The organism is Snodgrassella sp. W8158 (assembly GCF_016100435.1).
GTDB lineage: Bacteria > Pseudomonadota > Gammaproteobacteria > Burkholderiales > Neisseriaceae > Snodgrassella > Snodgrassella alvi.
In genome coordinates this window covers 1-16,805 of record NZ_JACFSM010000002.1, presented here as the reverse complement: position 1 = coordinate 16,805, position 16,805 = coordinate 1, and the positions used below count along the sequence as shown (strand labels likewise).

Below are 16,805 nucleotides of genomic sequence, written 5' to 3'. Positions count from 1 at the left end.
TTTCCTATAGGTTTTTCAAAGTTATAACCGGCATGTCCAGATAAGTCTGTTCATGCGTAAATTCAGGGTTGTATTGCAAAAGCAGCTCGACCATCCAGCGTTGCTCATAGCGTGACTGCTCATTGATAAACGTCATCTGTACAGGGTCTTTGCAGTAAAGCGGCTGGCAGGATATAAACCGCGCCGTGGTGTAGTGGCTTTTCCAGAGATTGCACAGCTTGCGCGCTTTATCGCCTGAATCAGCCCCGTAAAAATCAATCTGCATGGTTATCTCAACTGACTGCTGTACAAAGGTCTGATTGTCTGCCGGCTCGTAATAATGCGCGGAGACATCCAGTGCCTGCTCAAACAGAATTGATATAACAATTGCCTGATCAGGTAAAGGTGCATCATTCTGGTAACCCTGTATGACTGATTCAGGCGGGCATAAAAAAAGCCCGAGCAGATATGCGCGGACTTCTGTGTAAATCTGTTTATGCGTTACTGTCGCCATAGCAGCACCTTGCACCATGCCGGAAAGGATTCCAGCACCTGTTTAACCATCCATTCTGAGGTCTCGTTTTCGCCGTATGCGGTAAAAATTACCCGTTCCGCACCTTTGCCCTGTGAGCGGCGGATTGCAGCTATCTGACCGGTTAGATAGGCATAGATAAACTGCCCTTGCTGGTTAATCAGATTAAGGTGCTCAAGGTCGGCTGAGGAAATGCTTTGCAACTGAATAGTTATAGGCTTTTCCTCAAAGCATGGCGCAACGGTACCGGATTCATCTACTGCTGAGCCGGAATTGATTTTTAAGACCGCCTCCTGATCAGGATTAACGCCAGCAATAATGCTGTTAGCCATTCCTCTAAGATTCATCATTATCTGATACCTCTACACCGATCGATCTGGACATCTGCATGGTGTCACGTAATGGAGCGTCTTTGCCTTTTCTGGCGATAGTCGCTTTTGAGTTAGGCGGGTCTGTCCATGTCATGATTGATTCAACCAGATTGCCTTTCATAGCCTCGCCGACCAGTTCCAGTCCTTTAACTGCGCCATGCTGGCTAACTAGACCCGGTAAAGCCTTAATCCATTCGCCCTTATGTGTCCGTACTGTTTTACGAAAGAATGAGCGCGCCGGAATGTTGATTGTGTGCGCCGGTACGGTATGAGTAGTGACAAAATTGGCTTTAGACTGTTTAACAAAACGACCGTTAAGCCGGAAATCCCCGGTTTTTTCACTAACTAGCCGGTAAACGGTTACCTGATGTTCCGGAACCTGAATCTGTGCGCCGTATTCATTCCAATAAGCAACTTACGCAACATGTAAAGGCTCTTTATCTGCTTGTGCATAGGTTGCACTCTCAAAAATACCTACCTGCACCTTTTTGTTTTTACCGGCTGCGTATTTTTTCAGTGCATCCGATAAATCACCGATTTTTTTCATACTAACGCCTTACCGGCATGGGAAACTTGCCGAGCACATAAAAGAATGAGCGGTATTGTTTGATCAATGCCCAGTAACGCGCCCCGTATGGTGTCTGCTGGTACCACTTTTCCGACTGGGTAGTCTGGCCATTATCCAGTGATACAGACACACTGCCCTCAGCAGCACTGGCAACACGACCGACTGCCTCGTTACCGCTGTCTGTACGCTGCTGTAAGGTAGCAATATGCGCCACCAGCAGAAACAGCATCAATTCACGCTCATCAAGATTTTTAATAATGCTTTTATCGGTGTTATTGCAATGCATGCAGGCTTCAATAAAAAACATGCTAAGCTGATCATCTGTTGCAATGATTTTCGGGTACAGTTCCCGGAACTTTAAGAGGTTAAACTGAACAATACCGCTCATAGTTGCACCTTATTCCAGCTCGTTGTCTTTGGGTGGCAAAATAGGCTCTGTGCTAGATTTAGTTTTGCGTTTCTCTTTAGCTTCTGCCGTAGTGTCTTTGGTGTTGCCATGCGCAAAAATCAGTCCGTTTTTAACGAGATCGCGATCCTTATTTTTGACCAGCCATGCCTGCCAGAAATCCGCCGGCACATTTTCAGTAATACCATGCCCACCAATAACATTAGATGTATTAAACCCGTTAATCTTTACGGTTTTATCATCAACCTGTAAAAGCAAGCCATTAGCTATCTTGCACCCAATAATAACTGTGTCATTCGACATATGAACTCCTAAAATAAAAACCACCCCTGAGGGTGGTCGTCTTTATATAAAAATTAAGAAGCCAGCATACTTGCAATAAACAGCGGCCGGTAAATAATAGCCCCCAGTGTTCCCTGTGACCGCTTCTGCTCATAACCTGATGACATCTGAATCAGCGGGTGTACGCGCATTTTTTCGGTAAATCCCAGTTCTACTGTTGGCTGACCTTCGTACTCGTCTACAATTAACTGAACTAATTCGCCAGCTTCGGTTTTATATTCCGGTATTGTGACTATTTTCAGATTCGGGAAATTTTTATTAACCTGATCGGTCACGTTTACATTGTAGGTATTGGTTTTCGTTAGTTGTACAGATGCATTTGGAGACAACAGCATAGTCATTGGTGTTTCAAGATCAACCAAACCGTCCGTTTGTTTTATGAGTTGAGCGAAAAGCCGCTGGATTGAATCATAAACCTCTTGTCCGTCCATGTTCTCCCATGATGAATCTACTATTGACGGCAATAGTCGCGGATCATTTATCAAGCCGTAATTCTGCAAGCCTTCAATTCCGCGTAGATAGCTCTTGTTCTGGAATTTATTTAAAGTCAAGGCAGCCGCAATCTGCTTACGGCTTGCCCAATCCAGTCCAGCGGCACCAGCTATTGCTAATTCCCGTTCACCAATACGAATAAATGTCTGGTAGTGATAAGGCTGACGAGACGGATAGTTAACATTCGCATCACTTAGCCCGTTGTTATTGAAATCACCATAGGACGAAGTCTCACCAGTGCTTTCCAGTACCTGAAATGTTACTGTTGTCGAAGTAAAGTCACCTTTTTTACATTCAGCGAATGCTTTTGCCGTTTTCATTGGCGTTACCAATACCTCAATAACCTTTGGATCAACATAAGTTGTAAACAAAGCGGGAATACCGGCATTTGGCGAAGTTTGCAGGTTGCTGGCACTATCCATAGCCAGCGCCATTCTACTTTTATCGGTTAGCTCTACGGGAGCCTTACCCGTTGCAAATACAATCCCTGCACGTTGATTTAAAGTATTAAAATTTAATTCCATTTTAAACCCTTTTAATGTTTTGAAATCTTGGCTAATGCACCAGCTTCTGCTTTGCTGGCTACAATAAAGCCTGTTTCTTCGTAATCGGCAGGTGCTGTATCGGCAGCAACAACACTGCCATTAGCTGTATTGGCAAAAACTTTCTGTCCGATATTTGCGCCACCAGCGAAACGTGCCCAAAAATCGCCGCCATCATAAAGCGTTACGATAAAACCTTTTGGAATAATTAGACTGGATTCAGCCAGATATTCATTAAGGAGTGCGGTATTATCGCGACGCACAAACCCGATTAACCCATTGGTAACTTTGGTATTAGTCGCCAATCCTGTTTCCGGATCGAACCAAGCAAAGCTGCCAACAATTACGCCTTTTTCACCAACTTTGATTTGCCCTTCACCTGCAAGTACAGAGTAATAGGGATTGGTAGAGGCAAAATCACCCTCAACACCAACCGGCAGATCATTATTTAAATATGTTTGAAATCCCATTTTTAATCCTTTATTTAAAACGTTCTGTAAGCTTATCCGCAGGTGCTAACATGCTATCCATAGCCACAGCGGGTTTAGGTGCTGTTGTTATCAGCATTTCAACCATTGCCTTATATGCACTAGGGTGCACGCCTTTGGTATTTACGCCCTTTTTCTGTAAAGCATATTCATAAACCGCTTCGGCACTGTCCATAGCCACTACACCAACCAGCGGCTTAACCTGTTCGCGTGCTTCAAGCAGTGCAGTAACATCCTTTACTGCTGCGGCACGGATTGAATCGGCATCCATAGCCGGCTTGGATTTTTCTGTATCGTCCGGCTCTTCGTCTTCTGCCTTTTCTTCCTTATTATCAGATTCCTCATCTTCAGCGGTTTTTTCTGTTTCCTCTTCGTCTTCCGCTTCTTTTGCCGGCTCTTCTGTGTCACTGGCGGCAGGTACCAGCATATTGTCTGCAACCGTTTTAATCACTCCCTCGACAACATCCGGCGTAATATCACCATCCATGCCTATAATAGGCTTTAGTACTTCCGCTACAGCCTTAACTCCACCTTGTTTCAGCTTCATTGAATTCTCCATAAGTCCGATTGGTAAACTATCTGCAATAACTGCATCTCTTCCTATCCGTCCGCGTTCAACCATGGCGACATGATTGCCGTGGATATTCCTCATAATTCCGTCATATTTCTGTCCCTCAAATTCGCCCGAAGTCATATCTGCGGTGTAGGCTTATCCGGCAGACAGTTCGTTCAGCTTTTCGTTTTCAATCAGTGCAATGGCTTCTTTGTCAAAAATACGCAAGCTGGCATAAACATCGTTACCCTCTAGCTGCGGGTTAATTACTGTTCCTACCGTAATATCGTTATGCGGCTCTTCTGCGCTGACTGGCGTATGCCTGAGCAGCAATTGCACCCCGTTAAAAGAAAGGAGAGCTTTTTCAAGCTCTCCCTTGTCGCGTAGCAGGTAATAGATTTTGTCCGGTTGCAGTTGCAGCCTTTCGTAATCCGGTATCTCCCGCCCGAAATACGGATTAACGGCAGCCTTACTGATAATTGTTCGCTCAACCAGTAAATGTCCGTTACCGTCATAAGAACGCATGGATTTATCCATGGCCAGAGTTTTTTCGGTCATTGTCCTATCCCGTCTATAATGCTTTTACTGCCGCAGCGGCAATTAATCAGCATGCCCGGCTGTACCCATTCGCCGTCCAGATACATTCCTTTGCTCACATCAAATACTTTACCGTTTGCCTGTAAATATGATTGCCGTGGCTTTTTGCTGCGATGTGAGTGTAACCAGATTGCCTTGGTAATACCCAGCTCCTGCCGCTTGGCGCATTCGATGACCGCATGTGCCTTTGCTCCCTGATCTCTTGCAATCAGTTCAGCACGGCGTTTACTGATGTCATAATTTTTTTCAAGTTCTGTCGCCAATCCTGAAAGGTCATAACCGCTGGTAACACACTGCCATACCTGCTTCTGTACCCGCTCCAGATACTGTGAAGCAATAGATTTAATCTCACTGACATTAGTTTCAATTGTCGCTTGTAATGCTTCACGCTGATATGGTGTTATCTGAAACCGGACAGTAAAACCGGCTTTGCGCATGTGTGTTTTTAACAGGCTTTCGTAGTTGGTTACGGTTTTGCTGACAAATGCCTCAGCAATTTCCGGCGCTAGCCTGTCCAGATTGTCTGACCATTTAGACGCCAGATAATCAACCACGTGGGCAACCCAGTCGACTATGCCGTCCATAGCCATCTGAGCTTTTTCCTGAGCAGTACGTTTGCGAAATTCTGTCACCAGCACCTGATTCACTTCATCGGAAATCTGATTAAGCAGTTTAATAAGTGCTTTGCGGTAGCTGTTTTCTATACCGGCATTAGGCCATATTACCGGCAGTGTTGTCGGCTTCTTCCTGATTATTGCCATGATTAAAATCCCACTGCGGCTGTTCCGGTACGTCTTCCACATCAATACCTGAGTAATCGCCGCTTTCATCTTTAGCCAGACGCGCGCGTACTTCTTCCTGAGAAAGCACACCGGCGCTAATCAGTACATTGTCTCTTTCCGCCTTAACTTTATCGGTGTTGGCTTCCTGTTCTTTATTTAACTGCTCCAGCGGTTTAAATACAAAGACAATCTGCGGGTCTATTTCCCCGAACAGGTCAAGCTGAATCAGTTTGATAATGGCAGTAAGCTGTGGCAGTAAATGCGCCTCCTGCATACCGGAGATGTACTCGTGATAAACCTGAATCTCACCATCACTACTGGCGTTTAATCCGCTTGGTGTAATCCCCAGCAATTTAACCAGTGGCGTACGGCTTGGTGCGGCCATTTGTTCCTGTGATTTCTGCAGCAGGTTATCCAGCGTGGATAGCGGTGTGTTGAATTGGAAAAACTCTTCATTATCGTTATCCAGCAGCATCAGATTCTGATTGCCGCGTAATTGCGAAAACAGTTTAGAGCGCAGCAATAACTGAGTAACCCCATCATCACCGCCGGCCAGAATATTGCTCATATCGGTTTTAATGCCGGTGAGAGAAAACGAATGAATCAGCTCAGACACGCTGTCAACTGTACGTTGCCACCTTTCCACATACGGCTGCATAAGCTGCAACATGGATATACCACTGAAGTTATAGGCTGGCTTAAGCATATCCGTCACCGGACGCATAACCAGTGTTAGCAAACGGTCTGCATGTACCTCTTCGCCCATAACAAACCATTTTGTCGGCTTAAAGAAATCCGCAGCAGTTGCATCACTGGCGTTGTAAAAACTTGGTGTAGTCCAGATCGGCTCAATCAGTTTAAGCCCTTTAAGACAGCCTTTACCCAGTACCGCCTTATCAATCAACAGCGGTATGTCTTTTTGGTTTTCATGCCCTTTAATATTAATGAATATTTGCGAACGCCCGAAAATCATTTCATTTTCAATATGGCGGCGCATCAGCTCACGAATATTCAGTGCTTCCATACGCGCTTCAATGCTTTTGATTTTATCGCGGTAGTCTTTATCGTTGCTGTCACTGGAGACTTTGACTTCGCCCCATGTGCGGGTCATTTCCTGCGCTGTGGCTTCATAAACACAGCGGTAATCCGTGGACTGTGACATGCTGGCCAGTGCCTGATACCCGATAAAGCATGGGTAAAAGTGAGGCGCATTAATATCAAAAGCATATGAAGATGTAAGACTGTCCTGAGCAATAGCCGGCTTTCTGCCCTTCGGTACCACACCGGCAGGAATATCAGGCATTTGGTAGCCTTGTGGCGCAGTATTCGCTGATTGCATTTCTTGCATAAAGGCAATTACCCGCTCATTGGCCATACTTTGCCTATGCTTGGCTTCCAGCTCAAGCTTTTTAAGCCGGTTAGCCTCTTCCTGCGCAGCCAGCTCACGCTCTTTCAGTTTGTTGCGTTTCCAGAATTTCATCATAAATTATTCAGACTGTTAGGATTGATATTTAAACCAACGGATACCGGAGCAAAAGCCATGATTAAGGCATCAGCACGGTTAGGTGAAGGAATGCCGCGCTTTTTCATATCCTTTTTACTTTCTACCCGCACCCGCCCGTTATCGTCATACGCTACCTGCGGCCGGCTTAATTCAGCCTTAAGATATTCAATATCCCTGATACTTCCATCCAGACTGATCAGCTCATCCGCAGGGTAGTTATCGCCTTTCTCAACTGCACGCCACGTTTTGTAAAACCGGTCACGCACATGCCACCACGCTTGCGCTTTGATATTGGCAAACATATCTTTGTTCTTTTTAGCCGGCATATACGGCGATTCAGGCTTATAAACCTTGCCGCCGGCATTAAATCCCACTGTCTGAATGCGGCCTTTTTTACGTGCAAACTGAGCCTTGACGCCGGCACCCACACCAATACTGTCATATATAACCTTATCAATATTGGCTTCGAGTGCATCCTGATAGACTTTATCAGCGGAATAGATGACATCCTGCCCGCGCCATTCATCCATACAGAACACAATCGAGCCATGCCGCCCGACAGTTGCGTTAGCGTCCTCACCCTCGTCTGCCACATCAAACCCTAAAATGCGTTTGCCTGCTGCGGTTAAATCCAGACGAGTATGCGCATTTGTTGCCGCCTCAATCCATGCCGGTTTAATAATAGCCAGCTCACTGTCTGCAACCGGCTCACCAAGCCAGATATGCCGGTACAGCTCATAATCCCGTTCTTTGCAGGCTTCCATCTCAACGCGCAGCACTTCTGGGAAGTTCAGGTTATCGTAATAGTTAGCTTTAATAACAATTGCGTTATCCGGGGGACGGATTACAAACCGCTGGTGTGTATCGTCCAGCATGTTCTTAGGATTGTAAGAAACCCATATCTCACTGCCCAGTGTCCGGATTGTAGGAATCAGGGTATCCCACATCTCCTGAGTGATACTTTCTGCCTCTTCTATCCAGCATACGCCGGCACCCTCAAGTGACTTTATCTTTCCCGGGGCATTCTTAATCCCGAAAAAGATAAAGTTTGTACCTGTCCCTCTATGGATAATGGTTGATTTCTGTATTTCAAATTCATCATCATAGCCAAGGCGGGAAATAGTATTTGAGAGTAGCTTGTGTACTGAATCAGCAATCGATAACTGTAATTCGCGTACACACGGGATAGTCGTCTTTGTACGTCTGGCTATTTCAATTGCCAGCTCAGCAAACATCCACGACTTACCCGATCCACGACCACCATACGCAACCTTGTAACGCGCCGCTCTGGCAAATTTGGCAAAGTGTTTACTAATCATCTGCCTGCTCAAATATCGCACTAATCGGGCGTGTTTCTATTTTTAACTCACCTGATACAGAAGTCTTTTCATTAAACGCCTGTACAGTTACATGCTTGCCCAGTAGTTCAAGATTCTTCACCTTGTCCGGCCATTTAATCTTTTTGAGAATACTCTGGCCATCTTCTTTATCCGTCATGGTAAGTACATCAAAGCCGCTTAATGTCTTTCTCCATACTTCCGGCCATTCCTTAACCGGTAATACTGAGCCATCTGCATTAAGAATATCCGCAACATCCATCTGGTCAATCTCAACCAGACGCTGCAGAACATAATCAGCATTAATCTGTGTACGCATGCAGCGTTTTTGCTTTGCTTCGTTCAGTGCCTTTACAATCTCAGGTTTTTTGAGGTTTTCATGCCCTACCGCACTCGCCGTTCTGGCACTGTATCCTGCCCTGATTGCAGCCTGTGTGGCATTAAAATCTATTAGGTACTCTTCAATAAAACGCTGCTGTTTTTCTGTTAATCCGCTTATGGCGGAGTTGTTGGTATCCACCATGGCAATCTCCAATAAAAAAAGCCCACGCGCAAAACGTGGGCTTATAGCATCCTCATAATTAATTATCATCATAAAAATCTAGCATAACAATTCCCTTATTAATACTCTATACACACAAATACACATTTTCTTTATCTTTTCTTCTTAGTGTGTAATAATACACACTGATTAGAGAAGGGATTATGCATAGCTCAAAGGTTATTAAAAGGCTGCTTGATGATGGGTGGTATGAGGTAGCCGTTAGAGGCAGCCATCATCAATTCAAACATCCGGAAAAATCAGGTCGTGTTACCGTCCCTCACCCTAAAAAGGATTTACCACTCGGGACAGTAAAAAATATATTTAAACAAGCCGGTCTTAAATAACACCGACTGCTATTAACTCAGAAAGGTGCATATGTTTCTCTACATTGCTATACACAAAGATGAAAACACCGGTTACGGTGTAACAGTGCCCTCTTTACCCGGCTGCTTTTCATATGGTGATACTTTAGAAAAGGCTATTGAAGAATCTAAACAAGCCATCTTATTTCATATCGAGGGTTTACTTGAAGATGGCATAGAACCTGAAACAAATCAGCCCGACCTTGCCACTCTCATTGATACCCCTGAGTATGCAGGAGCACAATGGTTTGGTATCGAGGTGAATATTGATCACCTAACCCTTAAACCAGAACGATTTAATGTTAGCTGGCCTAAATACCTTTTGAACAAGGTTGATACCTACGTATCACAAACCCACGATACCCGTTCTAACTTTCTTGCCAAAGCCGCACTTGAGAGAATTAATAGTGCTAATCAAAATACCGGCATAGCTAAATGATATCCGGCAGAAGTCTTCAAAATGCTATTCCCAGTGAGGTAGTAAGCCTTATTTTTGATAATGGCTTTACACCAGCCCGTGCATGGCGTGAATACTTACAGCTTACTCAGGAAGAATGCGCCAGAAAGTTAGGAATATCTCAGGCGGCTTACTCCCAGCTAGAAACATCAAATAACCCACGCAAAACCACAAGAAATAAGCTGGCTACTGCACTAGGGATTAATCCTGAACAACTTGATTGCTGAACATAACAAAACCAGCCTTTCGGGCTGGTTTATCATTTAGATTAAATCTCGCAAACTTACTAATTATTATCGTAAGTGTCTTTTAAAAATATAAACATTTTTCTTACATTTCTCTTGAAAATGTAAGCAAAAATGTTTATACTTCGGATTAGTTACTTCTTGATGTAAAGGTGTAACTAATTAGAAAAAATCCAAACAATTGTTTAGCAACATGTTTAATTAAGGAATATTACATGAAACTTTTATATCATTTTTTAACACAGGAGCTTTTGTTTTATGAAGCAACAACAATTTGTAAGATTATTACACTCTCTAAAGGTGATCATTAAAGATGGAACTAAACATTTAAAGCTTTACCATAATGGAAAGCAAGCAACTTTACCTCGACATCCAGGTAAAGAAATTTCAAATAGGCTTATTGATATAATCAAAAAGCAACTAGGAATCGAGAAGTCGCCAGAAACTAACGGGCGACAAGAAAACGAGAAGTCGCCAGAAACTAACGGGCGACAAGAAAACGAGAAGTCGCCAGAAACTAACGGGCGACAAGAAGTTAAAGAATCACTTAAATAGATTTAATATTGTAACATTAGCAGCTCTCATCTTAAATGAGAGCTGCTTAAATCTAAATTTATCAATATATTTAAATTAATTAAAATATAAATATTATAAAATTAGCTTACATCTAAAGAAACGGTTGAAATATCAAAAATGTATTCTCAAAATACAAACTGTAAAACAGATATGTCTTATAGCGCATTAATACAAAAAGAAGCAAATTCATATGTAGTCACTTTTCGCGACTTACCAGAAGCATTAACCTGTGGAGATACGCTTGAAGAAGCACGTATTATGGCCGCAGATGCATTACTTACTGCTTTAGAATTTTATTTTGAAGACCGTCGGCCAGTGCCTATGCCTTCGAAAATGCAGAAAGGTGAAGAATTGATTTCTTTACCTCCTAGTGTCACTGCAAAAGTGCTTTTGCTTAATGAAATGATTAAGCAAAATGTTTCCAATGCAGAGTTAGCCAGACGTTTACTTACTCGTCCTCAGGATGTTCAAAGGCTTACTAATCTTCGTCATGCAACTAAAATTGATGCTATTAACGCTGCATTAAATCAACTAGGTAAACAACTACATATTAGTTTAAAACCCATTCATCATTCAACATAATATTAATCAGGTAATATCATGTGTAAAAACAAAGAAAGACTGGTTTTTAGCCAGTCTTTTATTCTTGATATTACCACTCATCAGTACTTGATATTATTAATACTTAAAATACTCTTAATTCTTATCCGAAATATAGCATAATTATAAATTTTCACCCTACGCTTTTCTACCCCTAAATTGAATTTTTACAAAACATTTACAATTATATCTTGCATGCTAACTTCCAATTTAGCAATGCAGTCATAATGCAACTTGTTAATTATTCTCTTCACATGTTTTATTTTTCGTCTAACAGTGCATTTGTGCCAGTCGAATTTATCCTGAAGCTGTATATAGGTTTTATTCTTGGTAAATAGGTATTCCAGCAAGGTATCGCACTCTAACGGCTGAATATATGAATCTCTGGCTAATACATAGTTTGTTAAATCAATTATGCCAGACAGGTTATAGCCGTATTCTGCATTAATCAGCGTCCATTCAATATCATTTAAAATACGTTCTACACGGGTTAATAGCATAGAGCTGTTTGCATGCATATCATGCTGGCTTAGCCCTGATTTACTTCTGTCAACTACACCTCTGGATTTAATCCATTCTTCAATGCGCGCTGAATTACTTTTACCCATGATTAGCGTATTTTTTATGAAAAACACTTCACACAGCATGTGATCTATTGATTCATACATTATTCAGCTCCTAAGCTATTTGTATTAAATGCTGGCTGTTTAGTAGCAGTTGCGTTCTTAGTACGCCTTCTGCGTGGTACAGGTTCGCAGTTTCTGCATCTAGTATCGTTGTTCTTCTATCCGCCTCATCATGGCAGGCACTGCATGCGTATGCGCCTAATAGATCACTGGGTTTAATTCCGATACCGCAACTGCCTGCCAGCCTGTAATGAGCGAAAACCACTGTTTCAGGATTACCGTTACAAATACCGGGCATGCGCACCTGACATTGCTGCCCTCGTGCTGATCGGGTTATTTTGCTCATGATTAATTCCCTAAAGATAAAAGCTGATCAATAGCCTGCTGTGCTTCATCTTCACTAGAGAAGCGGTTGCATAAAATCATGTTCCAGCAAACGTTAAAACAGGCTTTATAAAAGGCGTTAAACTCGTCCTGATCCATACTGGCAAAACTGATTGATTTAGGTTCTTTCACTACGCCTGCTGGTGTTAAGCGATAATTAAAATATCCGGCTTCGATAGTTAGCCAGCGACGAAATGAATTAATGTCTTTGTCTATAACGAGTAGTTTTTCGGCGCGCTTTTTAGCCAGTAAGTTAAGTGCTTCCTCTGCGGCTGTAACAATAATGCCTTTATTACCGGCGAACTTATCCAGCCTCTTAGCTATCCACAGCACAACATCCCGCTCTTTAGGGCTGATAACTCCGCCTGCCGGTTGCCAGTAATCAAAAGCAAAAGGCAGTAAGCCGCCAAAGAATAAACGGTGATGAGGCAGGCTCCGGTCTTTTTGTCTTGTTACTTGTATCTTTACCGGTTGGCCAATCTTAACTTGCTTGAGACTATCGGCATCAATTGCTGTAACTGGTCGCAAGCTGTTATCAATTGCCTTAACTGCTACTAATTCCATGATTAAAATTCCTCAATGCTCCAGCCTCCGCCGTTCTTCTTGGCCCGGCGTTTTACCGCAATAAATTTAAGCGGGTACATATCAGCGGCTACTTTGATTTTTACCCTTGCATCATCCTGCCAGAAGCCCTTTACTTCGTGCATTTCCATCGTGCCGTCACTGCGCATCACGCAATAATCCGGTGTGTAAAAGGTGTTATCTGCCAGCCTGAGTTTTACGCCTTCAAACCGGTACCAGCTTACTGATCCGTCCTGCATGGCTGGCTTTAATACTTCAAGCTCATATGCCTGCTCTGTTTTGTTTTTTTGTCCGGTTTTTAATCTTCCCAGTGCGTAAAAATTTTTTGACATCTTTTCTCCAGTATTTGTTTTTCCAGTTTCTTAAGCCACGCAGCTTTGCTTCAATGTCATCCGGGCTTATATCGATTTCTGCTAGAGCGCAGACTTCTTGAAAACCTCTACTCCTGAAATATCCCATTTCCTGTTCAACCGCCTTATCCAGATCTCTGGAATCGCCTATAGCTTCAGTAGCGTCCTGCAATGCCTGAATAATGACCATTCCCCATAAGGCTCTGCATGCGTGATATTGTTCATAAGGGGATTCAACATAATCATCCGGCTGCTTATCCATGCTACCTCCTGACATACTTACTCCGCTTATTATTTCGGGCTTCCCACCACTCTTCGCGCTTTATTCTCAGATCTTCGGTTATAGGCTCAAATTTGTTGTTTGCACATTCTCTGTGACCGGGGAAATAGTGCCATTTTTCATCATGAGCACAATAGCCATATCCGAGTGCCGCCATTTCGTGGGGGATATATTCGCCTTTATTATTTTTTTCTCTTAGCGTCCAGAATCGGCATGCTATACAGGTATTTTCAGACACGATGTGATCCCCTGTTAATTCAGCGCGCATTTTTGCGTTATTAAATTAAGCAGTTTTCCTAACTGGGCTTTGCCCTCTTCTTTTTGTTTATCGGTTAGAAGATTTCCGGCTTCAATATTCATGCGCTCTTCGCCTGCTGGCAATAAAGCTAAGGCATAATCGTTTGTAATTTTCCCTGTTGCCGCCGCTTCTGTGATTAGTTGCGCTAACTGTTCTTTATCAAGCCCTGCGCTAACGTACCAATCTGGCTGTATACCTTTTGCCTTCTTCTCGCTAACGATGCGCTCATATGCAGTTTTAAACGCAAGCCCTGCACGGTATTTGTCTCCTGCGTTGAATAATGCTGATGCACTTTCTGCTGCATGCATAGCTGTGTGAATTGTAAGGAATGAATTAATGACATATCCTTTCTATCGTAAATCGTAGATACGCACACCCAGTCTCAGGCAATTAAATTTGCGCAAGGCTTCTAAGGGCGTTAAAGCGTTACCTGCCTGCAGGTATTTCAGAATTTGTTCTGATTGGGAATTTATTACTAACCCTCTTAAATTACCTAAACTCGTGCTTGGTTTTAATTGCAGTCATAACTAACCACATTCTTTTAGTACCGAAAAAATAAACACTATTAATTAAAAAGTTATTAATAAAACTTTTAATTTTTACTTATAAAAGTATTTAAATATTCTTCTTTTCGCAGTGTCTTTAAATAATTTAGTTGAGCTTTTGGAATACCTCATTTTTCCCATTGCGAAACAGCACCGCGTGTTATACCGCATAATTTTGCTACAGCCGTATCGCTACCTAATATCTCTATGAATCTATTATCCTTTTCATACATTTTGTTAGCTTTCTATTCTTAAACTATAAAAAGTATAGTTTACTAAATAGTGTAAAGTAAACTATACTTTTTATAGTTTAGAATACTAAACAAATAAAAGGACATTTATACTATGACAAATAAGCTAAAAGAACGTCTTCATGAATTAATGCGGGAGTATGGATTAAAAACCCAAACACAGCTTGCAGATTTTGCTAAGGTTAGTAAAGGATTAGTTCATCAGTGGTTTAATGGTGATACAGGTCTTGGGAAAAAGCCGTTACTAGAATTAGAGAAGAAAACACGATTTTCAGCACAATGGCTAGCAAATGGAACAGGAAATAAATATAAAGATAATGCTATTAATTTATCTGATTCATATAAAATGTATAGTCCATTGGAAGCAGCCGATAGTAATACCACAACCCTGAAATTATATGATATGAATGCTTCTTGCGGTCAAGGAATCATAATTCCTGAATTTCCAGAACTCCTTAGAACTATTGAAATTCCTAATGATGCTCTTTTAGAGTTACTAGGAACAACTAATTTACAAGGAGTACAACTAATGCCTCCTGATGGCGATTCAATGGAGCCAACAATACCAAGGCGATCTATTACATTAATTAAAACAGATATAGATAAATTTCAAGATAGTGGTGTTTATTTAATTACATTTGATGGATATACATACATCAAAAGATTAGCAAGAGGGAAATCAGGTGTAATTAAAGTAATATCTGATAATAAATTATATTCAGATACAGATTTTGACATTAAACCTAATGAAATAGACCAGTTAGTTATCCATGGTAAGTTTTGGAAAGCTTTGCCCTTGGATTTTCTAGATATATAAATTTTAAAATGAATAATGAATATTGCATAAAAGCCGCTTTTAGCGGCTTTATATATTTAATTTTAAATACTTTGAACTACAGACCACCAAAAGGCTACACCGATGATCTCTATTTTATCAATTTTTACTAGCTCATCAGCATATGCTTTATCTTCTTGATTGTAACAACTAATTTTTAAGACATCGCTTGCGATTCTATATAATTTTCTGATTCTAACAAGGCTGCCCTGTTTAATCGCATAAATCCTTCCATCCTTAATAATTTTACTTGATGTATCTATAGCTACAATAGAGCCATCTTTTAAAACAGGCTCCATACTGCTGCCGGCAACTGTTATGCAAACTACGTTCTCTTTTTGGACGCCAAATTTTTTTAATAATTCTTTGGAACATGGCAATTTGAAATCAGATTGATTAAATTGATAACGGTAAATACCTGTTTTTGCGTCAAGTGCATAGGTGTCATGATACAAAGGTATCAGTACATAATGCCCAGAAAAGAGGGAATTTTCATCATACAAAAAGAAATCACCATATAATTCGATATTTGATTGATTATTAATTCCGTCGTTTGGATTATCGATAATTAATTCATTCCCAACTCCTGATACTAACCAATCTGGATTGATTTTTAATTTTTTCTGAATCAGCAGCAATCCTTGTTTTGAGATTCCTCTTTTTTCCCAGTTTACAATTGATTGCTGAACGACACCAAGAACATGAGCTAATTCACTTTGCTTGTGTATATTGTTATTTTTCGCCACGACTTTATACAATCTTGCTGCTGTTTCATGCATTTTCTTATTCATGTAGCTCTGTCAATAAATTAATTTAATATCTAATTGTTACATATTTTTTACATATCACTACCATTTTTATTTTTAAATTTAGTTTTCTAAACTTTTTATTGTTTAAAATCAGAATATAACGTCAATAATAGATAATTTGTTTATTTTTCTATACTCCAACCATTAAAACGATTTAATCAACTCAGTTGATTATTTTTATTCGTAGCATTATCCGCATCGGCTCAAGGCAGCGGAATATAAAAGCCTGAGGCAAGTAGGAGCTTGCTGGCAAGCCGTTAAGCCTTCGCGGGCGGCCGAAACAAAATTGGTAAGTTCATGTAGGACTTACAAACAGAAAAGTCTAAAAATCCAAAGAACTTTATGAAAGGAGAACGACTTTAAATATTAATTTTTGATAGATTCATGAAACAACAAAAGTTAAATTAATATTAAATTTTCAAAGAAAGGAAACGTAATGAAAACTTACTATTTTTATAAATTATAAATTTAAATTCTTTTTCATACTTTAAGTTGATATACGGGCGAGCTAGTGAGTATGCCTGTTGGGAACATCGCCCGACCAGATTGCTAGTGCTGCAAGTTTCTA

27 protein-coding genes and 1 pseudogene are annotated in these 16,805 nt (G+C 41.3%); 7 read left to right on the top strand and 21 right to left on the bottom strand.

The window, feature by feature from the left end; all coding sequences use genetic code 11:
- Positions 1–4: 4 nt before the first annotated feature.
- Positions 5–511, bottom strand: a complete 507-nt coding sequence (locus H3V11_RS04560) for a hypothetical protein (protein WP_198223711.1) — start codon at positions 509–511, stop codon at positions 5–7.
- Positions 481–861, bottom strand: a complete 381-nt coding sequence (locus tag H3V11_RS04555) for a hypothetical protein (RefSeq protein ID WP_232335767.1) — start codon at positions 859–861, stop codon at positions 481–483. Before H3V11_RS04555 ends, H3V11_RS04560 begins: the two co-directional genes overlap by 31 nt.
- A 38-nt stretch (positions 862–899) precedes the next feature.
- Here H3V11_RS04555 and H3V11_RS04550 point away from each other — a divergent pair, with 38 nt between their 5' ends.
- A complete protein-coding gene (locus H3V11_RS04550; protein ID WP_198223710.1) occupies positions 900–1,154 on the top strand; it encodes a hypothetical protein in 255 nt (84 codons plus the stop codon).
- A gap of 143 nt (positions 1,155–1,297) precedes the next feature.
- Here the strand turns inward: H3V11_RS04550 and H3V11_RS11960 are convergent, their stop codons facing one another.
- The 10 genes and pseudogenes from H3V11_RS11960 to H3V11_RS04500 all read right to left on the bottom strand — a co-directional run bounded on the left by H3V11_RS11960 (position 1,298) and on the right by H3V11_RS04500 (position 9,016).
- Positions 1,298–1,429, bottom strand: a complete 132-nt coding sequence (locus H3V11_RS11960) for a hypothetical protein (RefSeq protein WP_255516515.1) — start codon at positions 1,427–1,429, stop codon at positions 1,298–1,300.
- Between the two features lies 1 nt (position 1,430).
- Positions 1,431–1,838, bottom strand: coding sequence for a DUF4054 domain-containing protein (locus H3V11_RS04545; protein WP_174829840.1), 408 nt, complete (start codon positions 1,836–1,838; stop codon positions 1,431–1,433).
- 9 nt (positions 1,839–1,847) lie between these two features.
- On the bottom strand, positions 1,848–2,159 hold the full coding sequence (locus H3V11_RS04540) for a hypothetical protein (protein WP_198223709.1): 312 nt from the start codon (positions 2,157–2,159) through the stop codon (positions 1,848–1,850).
- A gap of 53 nt (positions 2,160–2,212) precedes the next feature.
- The gene (locus H3V11_RS04535) at positions 2,213–3,214 is read right to left on the bottom strand and encodes a DUF2184 domain-containing protein (protein ID WP_174829838.1); all 1,002 of its coding nucleotides are present in this window, start codon (positions 3,212–3,214) and stop codon (positions 2,213–2,215) included.
- Between the two features lie 11 nt (positions 3,215–3,225).
- Positions 3,226–3,702 carry a hypothetical protein gene (locus H3V11_RS04530; protein WP_198223708.1) on the bottom strand — a complete coding sequence of 159 codons (477 nt, stop codon included), beginning with the start codon at positions 3,700–3,702 and terminating at the stop codon, positions 3,226–3,228.
- Positions 3,703–3,712: 10 nt separating this feature from the next.
- Positions 3,713–4,798, bottom strand: a pseudogene (locus H3V11_RS11835) (DUF2213 domain-containing protein).
- Positions 4,799–4,827: 29 nt separating this feature from the next.
- Positions 4,828–5,631, bottom strand: a complete 804-nt coding sequence (locus H3V11_RS04515; RefSeq protein WP_198223705.1) for a phage minor head protein — start codon at positions 5,629–5,631, stop codon at positions 4,828–4,830.
- Positions 5,582–7,135 (bottom strand): anti-CBASS protein Acb1 family protein, encoded by a 1,554-nt coding sequence (locus H3V11_RS04510; RefSeq protein WP_198223704.1) that lies wholly within the window; start codon positions 7,133–7,135, stop codon positions 5,582–5,584. The genes H3V11_RS04515 and H3V11_RS04510 overlap by 50 nt, the downstream gene beginning before the upstream one ends.
- On the bottom strand, positions 7,132–8,475 hold the full coding sequence (locus H3V11_RS04505) for a PBSX family phage terminase large subunit (RefSeq protein ID WP_198223703.1): 1,344 nt from the start codon (positions 8,473–8,475) through the stop codon (positions 7,132–7,134). Before H3V11_RS04505 ends, H3V11_RS04510 begins: the two co-directional genes overlap by 4 nt.
- Positions 8,468–9,016, bottom strand: coding sequence for a terminase small subunit (locus H3V11_RS04500; protein WP_198207565.1), 549 nt, complete (start codon positions 9,014–9,016; stop codon positions 8,468–8,470). Before H3V11_RS04500 ends, H3V11_RS04505 begins: the two co-directional genes overlap by 8 nt.
- Positions 9,017–9,198: 182 nt before the next feature.
- Here H3V11_RS04500 and H3V11_RS04495 point away from each other — a divergent pair, with 182 nt between their 5' ends.
- From H3V11_RS04495 to H3V11_RS04475, 5 genes are all read left to right on the top strand, one after another.
- Entirely contained in the window at positions 9,199–9,381 is a 183-nt protein-coding gene (locus tag H3V11_RS04495) for a type II toxin-antitoxin system HicA family toxin (protein ID WP_025330119.1), read from the top strand.
- A gap of 31 nt (positions 9,382–9,412) precedes the next feature.
- Entirely contained in the window at positions 9,413–9,838 is a 426-nt protein-coding gene (locus H3V11_RS04490) for a type II toxin-antitoxin system HicB family antitoxin (RefSeq protein ID WP_174832225.1), read from the top strand.
- Positions 9,835–10,083, top strand: a complete 249-nt coding sequence (locus H3V11_RS04485; RefSeq protein ID WP_198223702.1) for a helix-turn-helix domain-containing protein — start codon at positions 9,835–9,837, stop codon at positions 10,081–10,083. Before H3V11_RS04490 ends, H3V11_RS04485 begins: the two co-directional genes overlap by 4 nt.
- 276 nt (positions 10,084–10,359) lie before the next feature.
- Positions 10,360–10,656: a hypothetical protein gene (locus H3V11_RS04480; RefSeq protein ID WP_198223701.1), complete on the top strand. Its 297-nt coding sequence runs from the start codon at positions 10,360–10,362 to the stop codon at positions 10,654–10,656.
- A 138-nt stretch (positions 10,657–10,794) separates the two neighbouring features.
- A complete protein-coding gene (locus H3V11_RS04475) occupies positions 10,795–11,259 on the top strand; it encodes a type II toxin-antitoxin system HicB family antitoxin (RefSeq protein WP_232335766.1) in 465 nt (154 codons plus the stop codon).
- Between the two features lie 185 nt (positions 11,260–11,444).
- On the opposite strand, the gene H3V11_RS04470 is transcribed toward H3V11_RS04475, so the two are convergent.
- The 8 genes from H3V11_RS04470 to H3V11_RS12045 all read right to left on the bottom strand — a co-directional run bounded on the left by H3V11_RS04470 (position 11,445) and on the right by H3V11_RS12045 (position 14,575).
- A complete protein-coding gene (locus tag H3V11_RS04470; protein WP_198223700.1) occupies positions 11,445–11,945 on the bottom strand; it encodes a hypothetical protein in 501 nt (166 codons plus the stop codon).
- 10 nt (positions 11,946–11,955) lie between these two features.
- Positions 11,956–12,249, bottom strand: coding sequence for a DUF1364 domain-containing protein (locus H3V11_RS04465; protein WP_198223699.1), 294 nt, complete (start codon positions 12,247–12,249; stop codon positions 11,956–11,958).
- Between the two features lie 2 nt (positions 12,250–12,251).
- Positions 12,252–12,851 carry a DUF1367 family protein gene (locus H3V11_RS04460; protein WP_084585128.1) on the bottom strand — a complete coding sequence of 200 codons (600 nt, stop codon included), beginning with the start codon at positions 12,849–12,851 and terminating at the stop codon, positions 12,252–12,254.
- A 2-nt stretch (positions 12,852–12,853) separates the two neighbouring features.
- On the bottom strand, positions 12,854–13,201 hold the full coding sequence (locus H3V11_RS04455; RefSeq protein WP_084562290.1) for a DUF1064 domain-containing protein: 348 nt from the start codon (positions 13,199–13,201) through the stop codon (positions 12,854–12,856).
- Positions 13,131–13,481, bottom strand: a complete 351-nt coding sequence (locus H3V11_RS04450) for a hypothetical protein (RefSeq protein WP_084585129.1) — start codon at positions 13,479–13,481, stop codon at positions 13,131–13,133. Before H3V11_RS04450 ends, H3V11_RS04455 begins: the two co-directional genes overlap by 71 nt.
- Before the next feature lie 270 nt (positions 13,482–13,751).
- Positions 13,752–14,105 carry a hypothetical protein gene (locus tag H3V11_RS04445; protein WP_100125139.1) on the bottom strand — a complete coding sequence of 118 codons (354 nt, stop codon included), beginning with the start codon at positions 14,103–14,105 and terminating at the stop codon, positions 13,752–13,754.
- 42 nt (positions 14,106–14,147) lie between these two features.
- Positions 14,148–14,270 carry a helix-turn-helix domain-containing protein gene (locus H3V11_RS11955; protein WP_084551498.1) on the bottom strand — a complete coding sequence of 41 codons (123 nt, stop codon included), beginning with the start codon at positions 14,268–14,270 and terminating at the stop codon, positions 14,148–14,150.
- A 200-nt stretch (positions 14,271–14,470) separates the two neighbouring features.
- On the bottom strand, positions 14,471–14,575 hold the full coding sequence (locus tag H3V11_RS12045; protein ID WP_110413925.1) for a Cro/CI family transcriptional regulator: 105 nt from the start codon (positions 14,573–14,575) through the stop codon (positions 14,471–14,473).
- Between the two features lie 112 nt (positions 14,576–14,687).
- On the opposite strand from H3V11_RS12045, the gene H3V11_RS04430 reads away from it, so the two are divergent.
- Positions 14,688–15,410, top strand: coding sequence for a S24 family peptidase (locus H3V11_RS04430; RefSeq protein ID WP_084585132.1), 723 nt, complete (start codon positions 14,688–14,690; stop codon positions 15,408–15,410).
- 62 nt (positions 15,411–15,472) lie between these two features.
- On the opposite strand, the gene H3V11_RS04425 is transcribed toward H3V11_RS04430, so the two are convergent.
- Entirely contained in the window at positions 15,473–16,219 is a 747-nt protein-coding gene (locus H3V11_RS04425) for a LexA family transcriptional regulator (protein ID WP_084551450.1), read from the bottom strand.
- Positions 16,220–16,805 lie beyond the last annotated feature (586 nt).

Excerpts from the sequence above, each read along its gene's own strand:
- H3V11_RS04560 (WP_198223711.1), bottom strand. The coding sequence starts at position 511 with ATGGTGCAAGGTGCTGCTATGGCGACAGTAACGCATAAACAGATTTAC.
- H3V11_RS04555 (WP_232335767.1), bottom strand. The coding sequence starts at position 861 with ATGATGAATCTTAGAGGAATGGCTAACAGCATTATTGCTGGCGTTAAT.
- H3V11_RS04550 (WP_198223710.1), top strand. The coding sequence starts at position 900 with ATGGTGTCACGTAATGGAGCGTCTTTGCCTTTTCTGGCGATAGTCGCT.
- H3V11_RS11960 (WP_255516515.1), bottom strand. The coding sequence starts at position 1,429 with ATGAAAAAAATCGGTGATTTATCGGATGCACTGAAAAAATACGCAGCC.
- H3V11_RS04545 (WP_174829840.1), bottom strand. The coding sequence starts at position 1,838 with ATGAGCGGTATTGTTCAGTTTAACCTCTTAAAGTTCCGGGAACTGTAC.
- H3V11_RS04540 (WP_198223709.1), bottom strand. The coding sequence starts at position 2,159 with ATGTCGAATGACACAGTTATTATTGGGTGCAAGATAGCTAATGGCTTG.
- H3V11_RS04535 (WP_174829838.1), bottom strand. The coding sequence starts at position 3,214 with ATGGAATTAAATTTTAATACTTTAAATCAACGTGCAGGGATTGTATTT.
- H3V11_RS04530 (WP_198223708.1), bottom strand. The coding sequence starts at position 3,702 with ATGGGATTTCAAACATATTTAAATAATGATCTGCCGGTTGGTGTTGAG.
- H3V11_RS04515 (WP_198223705.1), bottom strand. The coding sequence starts at position 5,631 with ATGGCAATAATCAGGAAGAAGCCGACAACACTGCCGGTAATATGGCCT.
- H3V11_RS04510 (WP_198223704.1), bottom strand. The coding sequence starts at position 7,135 with ATGATGAAATTCTGGAAACGCAACAAACTGAAAGAGCGTGAGCTGGCT.
- H3V11_RS04505 (WP_198223703.1), bottom strand. The coding sequence starts at position 8,475 with ATGATTAGTAAACACTTTGCCAAATTTGCCAGAGCGGCGCGTTACAAG.
- H3V11_RS04500 (WP_198207565.1), bottom strand. The coding sequence starts at position 9,016 with ATGGTGGATACCAACAACTCCGCCATAAGCGGATTAACAGAAAAACAG.
- H3V11_RS04495 (WP_025330119.1), top strand. The coding sequence starts at position 9,199 with ATGCATAGCTCAAAGGTTATTAAAAGGCTGCTTGATGATGGGTGGTAT.
- H3V11_RS04490 (WP_174832225.1), top strand. The coding sequence starts at position 9,413 with ATGTTTCTCTACATTGCTATACACAAAGATGAAAACACCGGTTACGGT.
- H3V11_RS04485 (WP_198223702.1), top strand. The coding sequence starts at position 9,835 with ATGATATCCGGCAGAAGTCTTCAAAATGCTATTCCCAGTGAGGTAGTA.
- H3V11_RS04480 (WP_198223701.1), top strand. The coding sequence starts at position 10,360 with ATGAAGCAACAACAATTTGTAAGATTATTACACTCTCTAAAGGTGATC.
- H3V11_RS04475 (WP_232335766.1), top strand. The coding sequence starts at position 10,795 with ATGTATTCTCAAAATACAAACTGTAAAACAGATATGTCTTATAGCGCA.
- H3V11_RS04470 (WP_198223700.1), bottom strand. The coding sequence starts at position 11,945 with ATGTATGAATCAATAGATCACATGCTGTGTGAAGTGTTTTTCATAAAA.
- H3V11_RS04465 (WP_198223699.1), bottom strand. The coding sequence starts at position 12,249 with ATGAGCAAAATAACCCGATCAGCACGAGGGCAGCAATGTCAGGTGCGC.
- H3V11_RS04460 (WP_084585128.1), bottom strand. The coding sequence starts at position 12,851 with ATGGAATTAGTAGCAGTTAAGGCAATTGATAACAGCTTGCGACCAGTT.
- H3V11_RS04455 (WP_084562290.1), bottom strand. The coding sequence starts at position 13,201 with ATGTCAAAAAATTTTTACGCACTGGGAAGATTAAAAACCGGACAAAAA.
- H3V11_RS04450 (WP_084585129.1), bottom strand. The coding sequence starts at position 13,481 with ATGGATAAGCAGCCGGATGATTATGTTGAATCCCCTTATGAACAATAT.
- H3V11_RS04445 (WP_100125139.1), bottom strand. The coding sequence starts at position 14,105 with ATGCATGCAGCAGAAAGTGCATCAGCATTATTCAACGCAGGAGACAAA.
- H3V11_RS12045 (WP_110413925.1), bottom strand. The coding sequence starts at position 14,575 with ATGTATGAAAAGGATAATAGATTCATAGAGATATTAGGTAGCGATACG.
- H3V11_RS04430 (WP_084585132.1), top strand. The coding sequence starts at position 14,688 with ATGACAAATAAGCTAAAAGAACGTCTTCATGAATTAATGCGGGAGTAT.
- H3V11_RS04425 (WP_084551450.1), bottom strand. The coding sequence starts at position 16,219 with ATGAATAAGAAAATGCATGAAACAGCAGCAAGATTGTATAAAGTCGTG.